The sequence below is a fragment of the Dermatophilaceae bacterium Sec6.4 genome, assembly GCA_039636865.1.
Taxonomy (GTDB): Bacteria; Actinomycetota; Actinomycetes; order Actinomycetales; family Dermatophilaceae; genus Allobranchiibius.
The window spans coordinates 1,700,615-1,715,433 of record CP144172.1; the positions used below are offsets into that span (position 1 = coordinate 1,700,615).

Below are 14,819 nucleotides of genomic sequence, written 5' to 3' on the forward strand. Positions count from 1 at the left end.
TTCGCGAGTAGCAAAGTCGGCCGCGCGATCCGCACCGGAGGGGAATCCTTCAGCTCAGGGTTCCGGCGGGCCATCCGCGCCACAGGGGGCCGCTGCGATGTCGCTCGGACACCCGGGACGACGTGCCCGCATTTTGCTGATCGCGATGCTGTTCATCTTCAGTCTCTTCGCTGCTCAGATCGTCCGCGTGCAGGGTGTCGACGCAGCAGCCGTCTCGCTGAAGGCCAAGGACAGCCGGCTGCGTTCTCTGACGGTGCCTGCGTCCCGCGGTCAGATCGTCGACAGCAAAGGCACTGCTCTGGCGGTCAGCGTCCGGCGTTACGACGTCACCGCCGACGCGACGCAAACCGCGCAGTACAAGCGGGTCGTCAACAAGAAGACGACGGTCCTGGGTAACTCCGGCGTAGCAGTCGCCCTGGCCTCGGTGCTCGGCGGCGACCCGCGCCAGTACTACGCGACCCTGCAGAAGGGGACCGAACGCAAGGCCAAGTTCGTCTACCTGATCAAGAACATCACCCCGGCGCAGTGGACGAAGGTCGCTGCGCTGAACCTGAGCGGTATCTACAGCGCGGCCACCGACGAGCGCCAGTACCCCCAGGGAGCGAGCGCCTCGTCCATTGTCGGCTGGACCGGTGGTGACCTGTCTGCCGGAGCCGGGGGGGTGGAGCTGATGAAGCAGTCCGTGCTCAACGGCACACCGGGTAGCCGCACCTACGAAGAGGCTCCGGACGGCACCGTCATCGCGACCGGAAGCAGCGCCGACACTCCGGCCGTGAACGGTCAGAATGTCAAGCTCACCCTTGATTCCGATATCCAGTACTTCGCCAGCACTGCTCTTGCGCAACAGGTCAAGAAGATGCGGGCGGAGGCGGGCGACCTGGTGGTGATGGATCGCAACGGCAACATTCTGGCCGCAGCGTCCTATCCGACCTTCAACCCGTTGCAGCCGGGCAAGACCCCGGGCAATCTGCAGTCCCGACCGTTCGCCGTCGCCTACGAACCCGGGTCGACCAGCAAGGTCATCACGATGGCTGCGGCCCTGTCGGCCGGAGTGGTCACCCCGCTGTCACCCATCGTGGTCCCCCCGGTGTTGTACCGCGGCGGTACCAAGTTCAAGGACTCCGAGGACCACGGGACCGAAAACCTCACATTGGCCGGTGTATTGGCCAAGTCCTCCAACATGGGCACCATCCTCGCCGGCTCCCGGATCCCATCGAGCACCTTGTACGACTACATGCGAAAGTTCGGTCTCGGCACCACCAGTGGCATCGGATTTCCTGGAGAGTCCGCAGGGTTGGTGTCGCCGCCGGCCCAGTGGAGCGCATCGCAGAAGTACACCGTGATGTTCGGTCAGGGACTTTCGACCACCCTCCTGCAACAGGCGTCGGTCTACCAGACCATCGCGAACGACGGGGTGCGGTTGCCGCCGAAGCTCATCGCGGGTGTTTCCAACTCTTCCGGTGGGTGGACCGCGCCGAAGGACACCCGGAAACCTGTACAGGTGGTTTCCGCCAAGGTTGCCGGCGAAATGCGCACCATGCTCAACGGGGTGGTCACCAAGAAGGGCACTGCAAACCTGGCGAATGTGCCCGGGTACAACGTTTCGGGTAAGACCGGTACCGCCGACGCGTACGACGCGAAGTTGGGTCGGTACAGCGGCTACACCGCCTCGTTCATCGGGATGGCGCCAGCGGAAAATCCGCAGTACATCATCGCCGTATCGCTGCAGCGACCGAAGGCGACCATCTACGGCGGTGACGCGGCGGCCCCGGTGTTCTCCCAGGTGGCAGGTTTCGTCCTTCGTTCGCACGGCGTCCCGCCGAGCAGAGGGCCGGCCGCGCTGTATCCGTTGCAGTTCACTGCCGTCGCCACCAAACAGCAGCCCTGATGATTCCGCTCCGCCTCAGTCGCATTGCACAGATCGTCGACGGCACCATCGAGTTCGCCTCGAACTCCGGCACCGCGGAGGAGGGCCGACGGGCGCAGGACGTGCTGATCGACGGTCCGGTGGTCACCGACTCGCGTGCCGCGCAGCCGGGCAGTCTCTACGTGGCCAGGGTCGGTGAGCATGCCGACGGTCACCTGTACGCGGGGGCTGCCCGAGATATGGGTGCTGTCGCGATGTTGGGCACCCGGGCGGTCGATGAGCTACCCACCATCGTGGTGCCGGACGTGCAGGAGGCCTTCGCGACGCTGGCCCACCATGTTGTGGGCGAGGTCCCGGGCCTGAACATCATCGGCATCACCGGCAGTTCCGGCAAGACCTCGACCAAGGACATGCTGGGTCAGGTTCTGGCTGCTGACGGCCCCACAGTCGCTCCGGAAGGATCCTTCAACTCCGAGGTGGGTGTTCCACTGACTGCGTGTCGGGTGGACCTGAGCACCAGGCATCTCGTGGTCGAGATGGGCGCTTCGGGCGTTGGCCATATTGCCTACCTCACGCGGATCACCCCTCCCCGAATCGGCATTGTGCTGAACGTCGGTCATGCACATGTCGGTGCCTTCGGATCGGTGGAGGCCATTGCAGACACCAAGGCCGCTCTCGTGCAGGCACTGCCGGCCGACGGCGTCGCGGTGCTCAACCACGATGACGCGCTGGTCTCCGCGATGGCGCAACGCACGCGAGCGCGTGTCGTCACCGTCGGGTGCGGCGAGGGCGCGGACTACCGGGCCGTCGACATCGAGCTCGATGACGTCGGTCGGGCCACCTTCACGGTGGTGACCGCTTCGACCAGCAGCACGGTCTCGCTACCCGTACACGGCGTGCATCAGGTGGGTAACGCGCTCGCTGTACTGGCTGCTGCCGTCGAATCGGGGGTCGGGCTGCCCGATGCGATCCGGTCCCTCGGCCAGGCTCGCGCAATCGCACGGTGGCGGATGGAGGTGCGCCTACTGGCCGGTGGGATCACGTCGATCAACGACGCCTACAACGCCAACCCGGAGTCGATGGCGGCAGCCCTGGTCGCACTGGCCCAGATGGGCGGGCCCGACCGGAGCCGCCGCACGGTGGCAGTTCTCGGCGCGATGCGTGAACTGGGCAGTGCCGGTGACGCGGCGCATCGCGGGGTAGGTATGCGCGCGGGCGTCGAGGGAGTCGATCTGGTGATCGCCGTCGGCACCGAAGCCGCGCCGATAGCCGACGGAGCCGAAAAATCGGGGGTGTCGACCTTGCGGGTCGGCGATGTGGATGAGGCATTTGAGTTGCTGACTCAACAGTTACGAGACGGTGACGTCGTACTGTTCAAGTCGAGTCGGGACTCGGGGTTGCGTTACCTTGGCGACCGGATAGTCGAACACTTCAAGGTGGAGGGTGCTACGTGAAGGTCGTCCTGATCGGCGCGATGATCGCGCTGGCGGTGGGCTTGTTCGGCACCCGACTCTTCATCAAGTTCCTGGTCCGTCGGGGCTACGGGCAGTTCATCCGCGACGACGGACCGACCAGCCACCACACCAAGCGCGGCACCCCCACGATGGGTGGGGCGGTCATCATCGCGGGCACTGTAAGCGGCTATTTCATCGCGCATCTGGTGCTCTGGACCTCGCCGACGGTGTCGGGGTGCCTGGTGCTGTTCCTGATGGTCGGTCTGGGGCTGGTCGGATTCGCGGACGACTGGATCAAGATTTCCCATCAGCGTTCGCTCGGCCTGCGGTCGGTTCAGAAGCTGGTGCTGCAGGTCCTCATATCAACGATCTTCGCGGTCCTCGCGACCCAGTTCGCGGACAAGGGTGGTCGTACCCCGGGCAGCTTCCGGATCTCCTTCGTCCGTGACACCTGGGTCAACCTGGCCTTCGGCGGCACGGCACTCGGGATCGTGTTGTTCGTGGTGTGGGCCAACGTGATCGTCGCCGGTACCTCCAACGGCGCAAATCTGACCGATGGTCTGGACGGGTTGGCGACCGGGGTCAGCGCGATGATCTTCGGCGGCTATGTGCTGATCAGCGTGTGGCAGTACAACCAGAACTGCGAATTCACCCCCAGCAACAAGTGTTACCAGGTCCGCGATCCGCTGGATCTCGCGGTGGTTGCCGCGTGCGCGATGGCGGCGTGTTTCGGATTCCTGTGGTGGAACGCGACACCGGCGAAGATCTTCATGGGTGACACCGGATCGCTGGCCCTGGGGGGTGCGGTGGCCGGTCTGGCGATCGTTACCCGCACCGAGCTGCTGGTGGTGATCCTCGCCGGTCTCTTCGTGCTCGAGACGATGTCGGTGATCCTGCAGGTCGGCTCGTTCAAACTCCGTCGCAAGCGGATTTTCCGGATGGCGCCACTGCATCACCATTTTGAGATGCTCGGCTGGGACCAGGTGACCGTGGTGATCAGGTTCTGGATCATCGCCGGCCTGTTCCTCGCTACCGGACTCGGCCTGTTCTACGCCGAGTGGGTCGTCACCTGATGGCCGACCGGCTCGACCGGTCCCTCCAACTTGCCCACCTCGATCACGGTGGCGCCGAATGGGCCGATCTGCGGGTCGTGGTCCTCGGCCTCGGGGTGAGCGGCTTCGCGGCTGCGGACGCGCTGCTGCAGCGGGGAGCCGGCGTCACCGTCCTGTCCGGACCGCCCACCGAGGGTGAGCAGGAGCAGGCCACCGTGCTGGAGATCCTCGGGGCCCAGGTGCGGTTCGGGGCGGAGCATCAGCAACGACCGCCGGAGCGCACCGAACTGGTCATCGTCTCGCCCGGCATCAACCCGCGACACCCGTTCGTCACGGCGGCAGCTTTGGCGGATATCCCGGTATGGGGCGAGGTCGAGTTGGCGTGGCGGATGCGCCCGTCCGAAGGCGCCGCCCCCTGGTTGACGATCACGGGAACGAATGGCAAAACGACCACCGTCACGATGCTGGAGCAGATGCTGCGGGCTGCCGGCAAGAGGGCCATTGCAGCCGGCAACGTCGGTACTGCCCTGATCGAGGCCGTCCTGCATCCGCAGCCCTTCGATGTCATCGCGGTGGAGCTGTCCAGCTTCCAGCTGCACTGGTCCAGCAGCGTGTCGCCGTATTCCAGCTGTCTGCTGAACATCGCCCCGGATCATCTGGACTGGCACGGGTCCTACGCGGCCTACCGCGCAGCGAAGGCCTCCGTCTACGAACGCACGCAGCACGCCTGTATCTACAACAACGACGACGACATCACCCGGGTCCTGCTGGAGGAAGCCGACGTCGTCGAAGGTGCCCGCGCGATCGGATTCACCCTGGGAGTGCCGGGACCATCGATGCTCGGTCTGGTGGACGGAGTACTCGCCGATCGCGCCTTCGTACCGGATCGTCGGTACGCCGCGCAGATCTGCACTGTGCAGGATCTGACCCGCAGTCTCGGGTCGACGCCGTCGGGGCACTACATCGCCGATGCTCTCGCAGCGGCTGCGCTGGCGCTCAGTTTCGAGGTTCCACCGGCGTGCGTGCGCGACGCGCTCCTGGCGTACACGCCCGAGCCGCATCGGGGTCAGGTGGTTGCCACCACTGGGGGAGTGACCTGGGTCGACGACTCGAAGGCGACGAATCCTGGCGCCGCGGCCGCGGCGCTCAGCGCTGTCGAGGACGTTGTCTGGATCGCAGGCGGGCAGCTGAAAGGGGCCGACGTCGAAGACCTGGTCCGTGGCGCAGCGCATCGGCTGCGCGGTGCCGTCCTGCTCGGAGTCGACCGCGCCATGATTGCGACAGCGCTGGCGCGACACGCACCGGATGTCCCCGTGGTGCAGATCGACAGCGTCCACACTGACGCCATGGATCTTGCTGTGCGGCACGCTGCGTCACTTGCCCGCCCTGGGGACGTTGTCCTGCTGGCTCCGGCGGCCGCCTCCAAGGACATGTTCACCGGGTATCCGCAGCGCGGCGAACTGTTCGCACGAGCAGCACGCGCGCTGGGCGGGGAGCAGTCGTGACCGCAGGCAACATCGCCGGGCTGGCACCTGCGCGCGGTTACCTGCAACAGGTCAAGGAGCGGGTCAATTCACCGGTCGGGCCCTACTACCTGATCCTCGGATCGGGTGGGTTACTGCTTGTTTTCGGGCTCACCATGGTGCTGTCCGCGTCCAGCGTGACCTCCTACGCATCGCCCACCCACTCCTCCTACACCATCTTCAAGAACCAGGCGATGTACGCGGGTCTGGGCCTGATCGTGGCATTCGCCGCGAGTCGGGTCTCGGTACAGACCTGGAAGTTCCTCGCTTATCCGTTCTTCCTCATAGCCGCGTTCCTGCAACTGCTGGTCTTCACCCCGCTGGGTCTGACGGTCAATGGCAATACCAACTGGATCGGTGCCGCCGGGTTCACCCTGCAGCCCTCCGAGGTGGGCAAGATCGCCGTGGTTCTGCTGGTGGCGACCGTCCTGGCAGCCCGGCGCAAAGTACTGGCGAACACCCGCCTGCTGCTGATGCCGTTGGCTCCGCTCCTGATGCTGCTGATCGGTGCCGTGCTCGCGGGTCACGACCTGGGCACCACGGTCGTGCTGGCCACCATCGCGGGCACGATGTTCTTCGTCGCGGGGGTGCGGTTGCGACTGTTCGCCATAGCCGGCGTCGCGGCAGCCACCGCAGTTCTCGGATTCGCCCTGACCAGCCAGAACCGCACCGGCCGCATCGACGCGTGGCTGGGTACCTGTGTCAACGCACACACCCCCGGTTGCTGGCAGAAGGTTCACGGGATGTACGCCATGGCCGACGGCGGTTGGTGGGGCGTGGGGCTGGGTGCAAGCAGGGAGAAGTGGTTCTGGCTGCCCGAGGCGCACAACGACTTCATCTTCGCGATCATCGGCGAGGAGCTGGGTATCCCCGGCACCCTGACGATCGTGGGCCTGTACGTCGTCCTGGCCTACGCCTGTTACCGCCTGATCGTGTCCAGTCAGGACATGTTCGTACGCGTCGCCACGGCGGGAATCATGGTGTGGATCGTTTTCCAGGCCATGGTCAACATCGGTTCGGTGACCGGTCTGCTGCCGATCATCGGCGTCCCGCTGCCACTGGTCTCCTCCGGTGGTTCAGCGTTGGTGACGACGTTGTTCGCACTCGGTATGTTGGTGTCTTTCGCGCGCGCCCAGCCGGACTGCAAGGCAGCTCTGGCGACCCGGCCCAGCCTCGCCCGCAAAGCATCTGCGGTGCTGGCCGGTTCGCGCACCCACTGAGCGCCCACGCTCGTCAGGAGAGCCCGATGGATCAGTCCGAACGCATGCTCGACAGCGTGCTTCTCGCCGGTGGTGGGACTGCTGGGCATGTATCGCCCCTGCTGGCCACGGCCGAGGAACTACGCGCCCGGCACCCGGATCTGCGGATCACGGTGCTCGGTAGCCAGGGCGGGATCGAGGAGCGACTCGTCCCCGCGGCAGGCCTGGATCTGCGGGTAATTCCGAAGGTGGCATTTCCGCGGCGTCCGAACGGCGCGGCGGTTCGTTTCCCCGCAGCGTTACGGGGCGCAGTTGCCCTTGCCGCGGCCGTGCTCGATGAAGTCGATGCGCAGGTCGTGGTCGGTTTCGGCGGATTCGTGAGTCCGCCCGCATTCTTTGCGGCCAAGCGACGTGGGGTCCCGATCGTTGTGCACGAACAGAACGCCCGGCCAGGTCTGGCAAACCGTGCCGGCGCCCGGCTGACGCGGTACGTGGCCACGACCTTCAGCTCCAGCGAGCTGGCGCATGCACAGGCGATCGGGATGCCGCTGCGCTCGCAGATCTCGGGGCTGGACCGCACAGTGGGACGCGATGAGGCCCGCCAGTTCTTCGGGCTGTTGCCCGGACTGACCACCATTCTGGTGACCGGTGGGTCGTTGGGCGCGGCGCGACTGAACGACACCTTTGCCAGGCGCAGCCGCGAGCTCAGCGCGGCCGGTGTCCAGGTACTGCACGTGACCGGTCGGGGCAAGGAGATCGACCTCCCCGCCCAGCAGCCCGGCGGTGCTCCCTACATCTCGGTGCCGTACGTGGATCGGATGGATCTGGCCTACACGGCCGCCGATCTGGTGGTGACCAGGTCCGGTGCCGGCATGGTGTGCGAGCTGGCCACTGTCGGCCTACCGGCGGTTTTCGTGCCACTTCCGATCGGTAACGGGGAGCAACGCCTCAACGCCGCTGAGATGGTTGCGGCGGGCGGGGCGCAGCTCGTACCGGATGAATACTTCACGCCGGAGTGGGTCGATGCCCATTTGATCCCGTTGGCTCTCAACCCGGCCGCACTGGACGACATGGCGCAGGCAGCGCGTAGTACCGGCCACAGCGGCGCGGCCGCCGCTCTGGTGACGATGATCGAGCGCGCAGCGGTCGGGGCCTGAGCGGTGGGCAACGGCATCAACGAGCGTTTCGACTTCACCCTCGTTCTGCCGCGGCTGCAGGACATTCGCGCGGTGCACCTCATCGCGGTCGGCGGGTCCGGGATGTCCGGTGTTGCTGCCTTGTTCCTGGCGAGCGGCGTCCGGGTCAGCGGCTCCGACCGGGCAGAGGGTCCGGCACTTGCGAGGCTGCGCGACGCCGGTGCCCACATCATGGTGGGACAGCAGGCGGCCAACGTCGCAAATCTCGACGCAGCCACCGTGATCGTCGTGTCGAGCGCGATCGCAGAGAGTAATCCGGAGCTGATCGCGGCACGGGACCGCGGCATGGTTGTGCTGCACCGCTCACAGGCGCTCGCGGTGCTGAGTCGCAGTGCTGAGGTCCTTGCCGTCGCCGGTGCCAACGGCAAGACCACGACCAGTGCAATGGCGGTTGTTGCGCTGCGCGACGCAGGTGCCCGACCCTCGTTCGCCATCGGGGCCGACATCGCCGGCATCGGGAGCAACTCCGCGATCGGTACTGGCTCCTCGTTCGTCATCGAAGCCGACGAGAGCGATGGTTCGTTCGTCGTCTACCGGCCTGACATCGCGATCGTGACCAACGTGCGCGATGACCACCTCGATTTCTACGGCGACAGCGCCCGGCTGCACGCTGCCTACGACGACTTCGTCTCATCCATCGGCCCCGATGGCTTGCTGGTGGCGTGTGCGGACGACGACGGCAGTGCTCGACTCGCGCAGCGCCACAGTGGGGCGACCAGGGTCCTCACCTACGGGCGGTCCCGCGACAGCGACCTCGTGCTCGGTGACACCCGGCGCGGTGAGACGTCGTGGGCGGCCCCGCTGAGGTTCCCCTGCGGCCAGCAGTCGGAGCTGACGCTGGAGGTGGCCGGCGAGCACAACCTGCTCAATGCGGCCGGGGTCGCGCTCGCCCTGAGCGAGGGCCTCGGTCTGGCACCGGAGCACGTCGTGCACGGGCTGAGTCGTTTCCGCGGGACAGCGCGCCGGTTCGAATACCGGGGGACTGCTGCCGGAGTGCGGGTCGTCGATGACTATGCCCACAATCCCGACAAGTTGGCGGCTGTCATCCGCACCGGTCTCGCGTTGCGTGGCCAGGGCAGATTGATCGTGCTCTTCCAGCCGCATCTGTATTCACGCACGGTGGCGTTTGCTGCGCAGTTTTCCGCGGCCCTTCGGTTGGCCGATCTGGTGTTCGTCATGGATGTGTTTGCGGCGCGGGAGGATCCGCTGCCAGGGGTGAGCGGTGAACTGTTGTCCCGACCGGTGCCCGGCGCGCAGTTCGTGCCCACTGCGGCAGCCGCGGTCGAGGCGGTCGTCCTGGCTGCGCGCGACGGCGACCTGGTCCTGACCGTCGGTGCCGGCGATGTCACCAAGCTCGGCCCACTCATCCTGAATGGACTGGGGTAAGCCTCACCCTCAAGTGGAGGGTTAAGTGGGTGTATCTCCGGGCGGCAGTCGCGTACGATCGCGGTTGCGTGGATACGCCTGCTGTCTGCGGGTCGGTGTCGGGGGCTCCTCCTGTTGCCGACCTGAGGTCACAGTCATATCGCGTGTCGAGCTCTCCACCCCGGCAATCCCCGAAAGGCCCACTTCGTGCCCACTCCTCAGAACTACCTGGCTGTCATCAAGGTCGTCGGCATCGGTGGTGGCGGTGTCAATGCAATCAACCGGATGATCGAAGGCGGCCTCAAGGGCGTTGAGTTCATCGCCATCAACACAGACGCCCAGGCGTTGTTGATGTGTGACGCCGACGTCAAACTGGAGGTCGGGCGCGAGTTGACCAGGGGTCTCGGCGCAGGCGCCGACCCGGCAGTCGGCAAGAAGGCGGCCGAGGACCATTCCGATGACATCGAAGAAGTCCTGAAGGGCGCAGACATGGTCTTCGTCACCGCAGGCGAGGGCGGCGGCACAGGGACCGGAGGCGCGCCCGTCGTGGCCAAGATCGCCAAGGGTCTCGGCGCGCTGACGATCGGTGTCGTCACCCGACCGTTCACCTTCGAAGGTCGGCGCCGTGCCGGTCAGGCCGACCTGGGGATCAACGCCCTGCGCGAAGAGGTCGACACGCTCATTGTGATTCCGAACGACCGGCTCCTGTCGATCAGCGACCGCAACGTCTCGATGCTGGAGGCTTTCCACACGGCCGACCAGGTCCTGCTGTCCGGTGTGCAGGGCATCACCGACCTGATCACGACCCCCGGCTTGATCAACCTGGACTTTGCCGACGTGAAGTCCGTCATGCAGGGCGCCGGCTCGGCGTTGATGGGGATCGGTTCGGCCCGCGGCGAGGACCGCGCGGTGCAGGCTGCCGAATACGCCATCTCATCTCCGTTGCTGGAGGCGAGCATCGACGGCGCCCAGGGAGTGCTGCTGTCCATTCAGGGTGGCAGTGACCTCGGGCTGTTCGAGATCAACGAGGCCGCCAAGCTCGTCCAGGAGGCTGCCCACCCCGAAGCCAACATCATCTTCGGTGCGGTCATCGACGACGCCCTCGGCGACGAGGTACGGGTCACCGTCATCGCGGCCGGTTTCGATAGCGCGACGCCGCAGCGGCGGGCCGACGATCGCGGGATCGGACAGATCCAGGGTGGTCCCACGGCTCGGCAGCAGAACTCGCCCAGTGCGGGTGCATCCCCCGTCGGACAATCTGCGGGCCACCAGGGTGGTCACCCGGGCCAGGCACCGGGCAACGCGGCACAGCAGAACCCCGCACGTCAGGATTCCGGGAACCCGTCAGCTCAGGGAGCACCGGCGGGCCAACGGGTCGGTGACGGTGGGCCTTCGCAGCAGGGCCAGCAGGGCCAGCAGGGCGCATCGCAGGGCTCTGCAGCCCGCCCTCCGCGTCAGGTGCCGGTGGAACCCCCGGAAGATCTCGACGTACCCGATTTCCTCAAGTGAAGTTCCTCAAGTGACATGCCGCCGCTGACTCTGTTGTCGGTGGCCGTGATGTCGGTTCTCAGGCGGGAGTGCCGCGATGTTCTGGTGGCGTGACGAAGTGCATGGCGCACCTGACTCCCGTGGCCGGACTGGTGGGAGCGGTCTGGTCATCGACGTCGGTTTCACCGACCGGGTCGGCGGGCAGAGCAGTGGCGCACTGGATTCCTTGAATCTGGGTCTCGGGGTCGGCGATGACCCGGAGGTGGTGGGGCGCAACAGGGCCGGCGTCGCAGCATCGATCGGAGTTGCGCCGCAGAACCTGGTGTTCAGCCAACAGGTGCACGGAGCACAGGTGCGCACCGTGCGGGCCGCAACGCCGACGACCGCCGGGGAGGTCCCGCGCTGTGACGCGCAGGTGACCGACGTACCCGGGTTGGCACTCGGAGTGCTCGTCGCCGACTGCACACCGGTCATTGTGGTGGACGTCGAAGCCGGCATTGTGGCCACTGCTCATGCCGGGCGGCCCGGGATGACTCTGGGGGTTGTCGACGCAATGCTCGACCGGGTGGTCGAGATGGGCTCGAAGCGGCAGCAGGCCTTTGTCGGCCCCTCTGTGTGTCCCAGGTGCTACGAGGTTCCGTGGCAGATGCGTGAGGATGCTGCACAGCGCGACCCGGTAGCGCGGTCAGTCAGTTGGACCGGTACCCCGGCGATCGATGTCGCGGCTGCCGTTGTGGCCCAACTACGTCACCGGGACGTCGAAGTGACCTGGATAGGCGGGTGTACGCGCGAATCCGAGCGGTTGTTCTCCCACCGTCGTGACCCCGCCGCCGGCCGGTGCGCCGGGGTGGTCGCCATCAGGGCGCCGGACCACGGCAATGTCTGAGGCACGCGAGGAAGAACTCGCGAAAAATCTGGAGGGCGTCCGTGAACGCATCAGGATTGCGTGTCTCGCGGCGGGACGCGCAGAGGCTGACATCACGCTGATCGTGGTGACGAAATTTCATCCGCTGGAGGATGTGCGCCGGCTGATCGGACTGGGCGTGCGTCACATCGGTGAGAACCGTGATCAGGAGGCGGCGGCAAAGGTCGCCGACCTCGACGCCCAGGAACGGCGAGCCCTCACTGTCCACTTCGTGGGCCAGCTGCAGTCGAACAAGGCGGGTCACGTGGCCGGGTACGCCGACTGTGTGCAGTCAGTGGACAGGTCCAAGATCGCCGAGGCGCTCGACCGGGGCGCCGAGCGGGCCGGCAGGGTGGTCGACGTGTTCATCCAGGTCGACCTGGCAGGTACTGATGCCGGTCGGGGAGGCCTGCAGCTGGCCGATGTCCCCCGGCTCGCCGCCGAGATCGCGGTCTTGCCCGCACTACGACTACGCGGACTGATGGCAGTCGCCCCGTTGGGAAGTGATGCAGACGAGGCGTTCACCCACCTCCAGCAGGGTGGTGCCCAGTTGCAGTTGGAACATCCCGACGCGACCTCGATATCGGCGGGAATGAGCGGCGACCTCGAACAGGCAATCGCCCATGGAGCAACACACCTGCGTGTCGGCAGCGCAATCCTGGGTTCGCGGCCCCCGCAGCGGTAGCGTTTTCGCGACCCCACCTGAGCACGATGCCCGGCCGGATCCGGCCTGATAACGCAAGGAGTACGACGAATGGCTGGAAAGCTGCGCGCGATGACGGAGTATCTCGGTCTCTCCGAGACCGATCGTCGGTATGACGACGAGTACGACGACAACTACTCCGGCGACGAGCCCCACGAGTACGTCGAAAGCGGATACGACGAATCCGCGCCCTTCGAGCAAGAGCGTGAGGCGGCTCCAGTGACGCAACTACACAAGGGAACGGCAGCGACCCCGGCCGCGGCCGGCGGACCGATCAGCCGCATCACCACGATCCACCCCCGTACCTACAACGAGGCCAAGGAAATCGGCGAGAACTTCCGCGGCCGGGTCCCGGTCATCATGAACCTCACAGATATGGACGACAACGACGCCAAGCGTCTCGTCGACTTTGCTGCCGGTCTGGTCTTCGGCCTGCACGGCACCATTGAGCGGATCACCGCAAAGGTCTTCCTGTTGTCGCCGTCCGGAGTCGAGGTTGCCACCAGCGGCCAGGAGGCTGCCCGCACCCCCCGCGGACTGTTCAACCAGAGCTGAGCCCTCGACCCTCGCATCCTCGGGGGTCTTCGGTGCGGCGCTCCAAGTTGGGGCCTACCGCACCGAAACGGTTCTGGTGAGTGATACTGGAGCCATGACAAACGTGCTGGGCGTCGTGTCGATCTTCCTCTACCTCTTTCTCGTCCTCCTGCTGGCACGGCTGGCGTTGGAATGGATCCAGGTGTTCGCGCGCCAGTGGCAGCCACGAGGCCCCGTACTGGTGATTGCCGAGACCACGTACACCGCTACCGATCCACCCCTGAAGGCCGTGCGCAAGGTGCTCAAGCCGGTGCGCATCGGGTCGATTCAACTGGATCTGGCGTTCCTGGTGCTGCTTCTGGGCGTGTATCTGTTGCTCAACGTCATCAGATCGGTCCACTGACGTAGGAATTTATCCGTTCATGGTCGGCGGGCTATGGTGAAAGCTACGCGTGCATGCCTGCATGCCGCCCCATCTAGGTGCACCGAGGTGAACACATGGCGTTGACGCCTGAGGACGTAGTAAAAAAAGAGTTCACCAAACCCAAGGGGTTTGGCCGTAGCGGCTACGACGAAATCCAGGTGGACGATTTCCTCGACGAAATTGTCGCGGAGCTACGTCGTCTGAACACTGAGAACGAAGATCTGACAGGCAAGCTGGAGGACAGTCGCCGCTCCAGCGGGGTAGCCGGTAAGGACATCGGGTCGACACCCGCGAGCGCGGCTTCGGGGATCCCGGATGTGAAGTCGGCAAAGGGCGACGGCGCCGACAAGACGCAGGCGGTTCCTGCGGTGGCCCTGTCGAAGGACACCGCAGCATCTGACAGCTCTGCCAACGGCGCTGCGCTGGTCAAGGCGCGTGAGGATCTGGCCGGTGCTCGTCGCGAGTTGCAAGTGGCCAAGGATGAACGCGAGAAGGTGCAGCGCGAAGTTGTGCAGGCGAAGGAACGTCTGGCGGAGCTCCAGAAGCAGATCGATGCAGCGGAGGCGGGCTTGAAGGAGTCCGGCGCCGGGGTCGGCAAAGCTCAGGGGATTTCGTCGGCGGCTGTCGGAACCAACAGCGCCGCGGGTGTCATCGCGTTGGCTCAGCGGCTGCACGACGAGCACGTCAAGGAGGGTGAGACGACTCGAGATCGGCTGATCAAGGAGGCGCGCGAAAAGCACTCCACGGTGATTGCCGAGGCGACTGCCAAGCGCGATGAACTTCTGACGTCTGGGAAGTCGAAGCACGAAGAACTCATCCGCGAGGCCAACGAGCGGTCAACGGGCTTGGTCAAGGAGGCCGAGGATCGTAAGAAGCGCATCCTGGGTGAGTTGACGACGCAACGTGAAGAGATCAGCTCGGGAATCCAGCGACTGCAGACGTTCGAGAACGAGTATCGCTCCAAGCTGACGGTCTTTATCGACGGTCAGCTGCAGTATCTGAACCAGGACAGCGACGTCGCTCCGGACAATCTGGTCGACGCCAAGCCGGGCGATGCGGCTGCGGACAAGCCCGACGGTTCCGCGAAGTAGCTCCGTACGACCGCCATCA

At 65.7% G+C, this 14,819-nt stretch carries 13 protein-coding genes; all 13 read left to right on the plus strand.

The window, feature by feature from the left end:
* Positions 1-97: 97 nt before the first annotated feature.
* The 13 genes from V3G39_08260 to V3G39_08320 all read left to right on the plus strand — a co-directional run bounded on the left by V3G39_08260 (position 98) and on the right by V3G39_08320 (position 14,800).
* Positions 98-1,888 (plus strand): penicillin-binding protein 2, encoded by a 1,791-nt coding sequence (locus V3G39_08260; GenBank protein ID XAS78012.1) that lies wholly within the window; start codon positions 98-100, stop codon positions 1,886-1,888.
* A complete protein-coding gene (murF, locus tag V3G39_08265) occupies positions 1,888-3,321 on the plus strand; it encodes a UDP-N-acetylmuramoyl-tripeptide--D-alanyl-D-alanine ligase (GenBank protein ID XAS78013.1) in 1,434 nt (477 codons plus the stop codon). The genes V3G39_08260 and murF overlap by 1 nt, the downstream gene beginning before the upstream one ends.
* Positions 3,318-4,394, plus strand: coding sequence for a phospho-N-acetylmuramoyl-pentapeptide-transferase (gene mraY / locus V3G39_08270; protein ID XAS78014.1), 1,077 nt, complete (start codon positions 3,318-3,320; stop codon positions 4,392-4,394). Before murF ends, mraY begins: the two co-directional genes overlap by 4 nt.
* Entirely contained in the window at positions 4,394-5,878 is a 1,485-nt protein-coding gene (gene murD, locus V3G39_08275; GenBank protein ID XAS78015.1) for a UDP-N-acetylmuramoyl-L-alanine--D-glutamate ligase, read from the plus strand. Before mraY ends, murD begins: the two co-directional genes overlap by 1 nt.
* Positions 5,875-7,116, plus strand: a complete 1,242-nt coding sequence (ftsW, locus tag V3G39_08280) for a putative lipid II flippase FtsW (protein XAS78016.1) — start codon at positions 5,875-5,877, stop codon at positions 7,114-7,116. The genes murD and ftsW overlap by 4 nt, the downstream gene beginning before the upstream one ends.
* Before the next feature lie 26 nt (positions 7,117-7,142).
* Positions 7,143-8,252 (plus strand): undecaprenyldiphospho-muramoylpentapeptide beta-N-acetylglucosaminyltransferase, encoded by a 1,110-nt coding sequence (gene murG, locus V3G39_08285; GenBank protein XAS78017.1) that lies wholly within the window; start codon positions 7,143-7,145, stop codon positions 8,250-8,252.
* A 3-nt stretch (positions 8,253-8,255) separates the two neighbouring features.
* Positions 8,256-9,677 (plus strand): UDP-N-acetylmuramate--L-alanine ligase, encoded by a 1,422-nt coding sequence (gene murC, locus V3G39_08290; protein XAS78018.1) that lies wholly within the window; start codon positions 8,256-8,258, stop codon positions 9,675-9,677.
* Positions 9,678-9,863: 186 nt separating this feature from the next.
* The gene (ftsZ, locus tag V3G39_08295) at positions 9,864-11,165 is read left to right on the plus strand and encodes a cell division protein FtsZ (protein XAS78019.1); all 1,302 of its coding nucleotides are present in this window, start codon (positions 9,864-9,866) and stop codon (positions 11,163-11,165) included.
* A 76-nt stretch (positions 11,166-11,241) separates the two neighbouring features.
* Entirely contained in the window at positions 11,242-12,030 is a 789-nt protein-coding gene (locus V3G39_08300) for a polyphenol oxidase family protein (GenBank protein XAS78020.1), read from the plus strand.
* Positions 12,023-12,733, plus strand: a complete 711-nt coding sequence (locus V3G39_08305; GenBank protein XAS78021.1) for a YggS family pyridoxal phosphate-dependent enzyme — start codon at positions 12,023-12,025, stop codon at positions 12,731-12,733. The genes V3G39_08300 and V3G39_08305 overlap by 8 nt, the downstream gene beginning before the upstream one ends.
* A gap of 69 nt (positions 12,734-12,802) precedes the next feature.
* On the plus strand, positions 12,803-13,306 hold the full coding sequence (gene sepF, locus V3G39_08310; GenBank protein ID XAS78022.1) for a cell division protein SepF: 504 nt from the start codon (positions 12,803-12,805) through the stop codon (positions 13,304-13,306).
* A gap of 94 nt (positions 13,307-13,400) precedes the next feature.
* A complete protein-coding gene (locus V3G39_08315; GenBank protein XAS78023.1) occupies positions 13,401-13,688 on the plus strand; it encodes a YggT family protein in 288 nt (95 codons plus the stop codon).
* 95 nt (positions 13,689-13,783) lie between these two features.
* Positions 13,784-14,800 carry a DivIVA domain-containing protein gene (locus tag V3G39_08320; GenBank protein ID XAS78024.1) on the plus strand — a complete coding sequence of 339 codons (1,017 nt, stop codon included), beginning with the start codon at positions 13,784-13,786 and terminating at the stop codon, positions 14,798-14,800.
* Positions 14,801-14,819 lie beyond the last annotated feature (19 nt).

Excerpts from the sequence above, each read along its gene's own strand:
- murG (XAS78017.1), top strand. The coding sequence starts at position 7,143 with ATGGATCAGTCCGAACGCATGCTCGACAGCGTGCTTCTCGCCGGTGGT.
- V3G39_08300 (XAS78020.1), top strand. The coding sequence starts at position 11,242 with ATGTTCTGGTGGCGTGACGAAGTGCATGGCGCACCTGACTCCCGTGGC.
- murF (XAS78013.1), top strand. The coding sequence starts at position 1,888 with ATGATTCCGCTCCGCCTCAGTCGCATTGCACAGATCGTCGACGGCACC.
- V3G39_08320 (XAS78024.1), top strand. The coding sequence starts at position 13,784 with ATGGCGTTGACGCCTGAGGACGTAGTAAAAAAAGAGTTCACCAAACCC.
- V3G39_08260 (XAS78012.1), top strand. The coding sequence starts at position 98 with ATGTCGCTCGGACACCCGGGACGACGTGCCCGCATTTTGCTGATCGCG.
- sepF (XAS78022.1), top strand. The coding sequence starts at position 12,803 with ATGGCTGGAAAGCTGCGCGCGATGACGGAGTATCTCGGTCTCTCCGAG.
- murD (XAS78015.1), top strand. The coding sequence starts at position 4,394 with ATGGCCGACCGGCTCGACCGGTCCCTCCAACTTGCCCACCTCGATCAC.
- V3G39_08305 (XAS78021.1), top strand. The coding sequence starts at position 12,023 with ATGTCTGAGGCACGCGAGGAAGAACTCGCGAAAAATCTGGAGGGCGTC.
- V3G39_08315 (XAS78023.1), top strand. The coding sequence starts at position 13,401 with ATGACAAACGTGCTGGGCGTCGTGTCGATCTTCCTCTACCTCTTTCTC.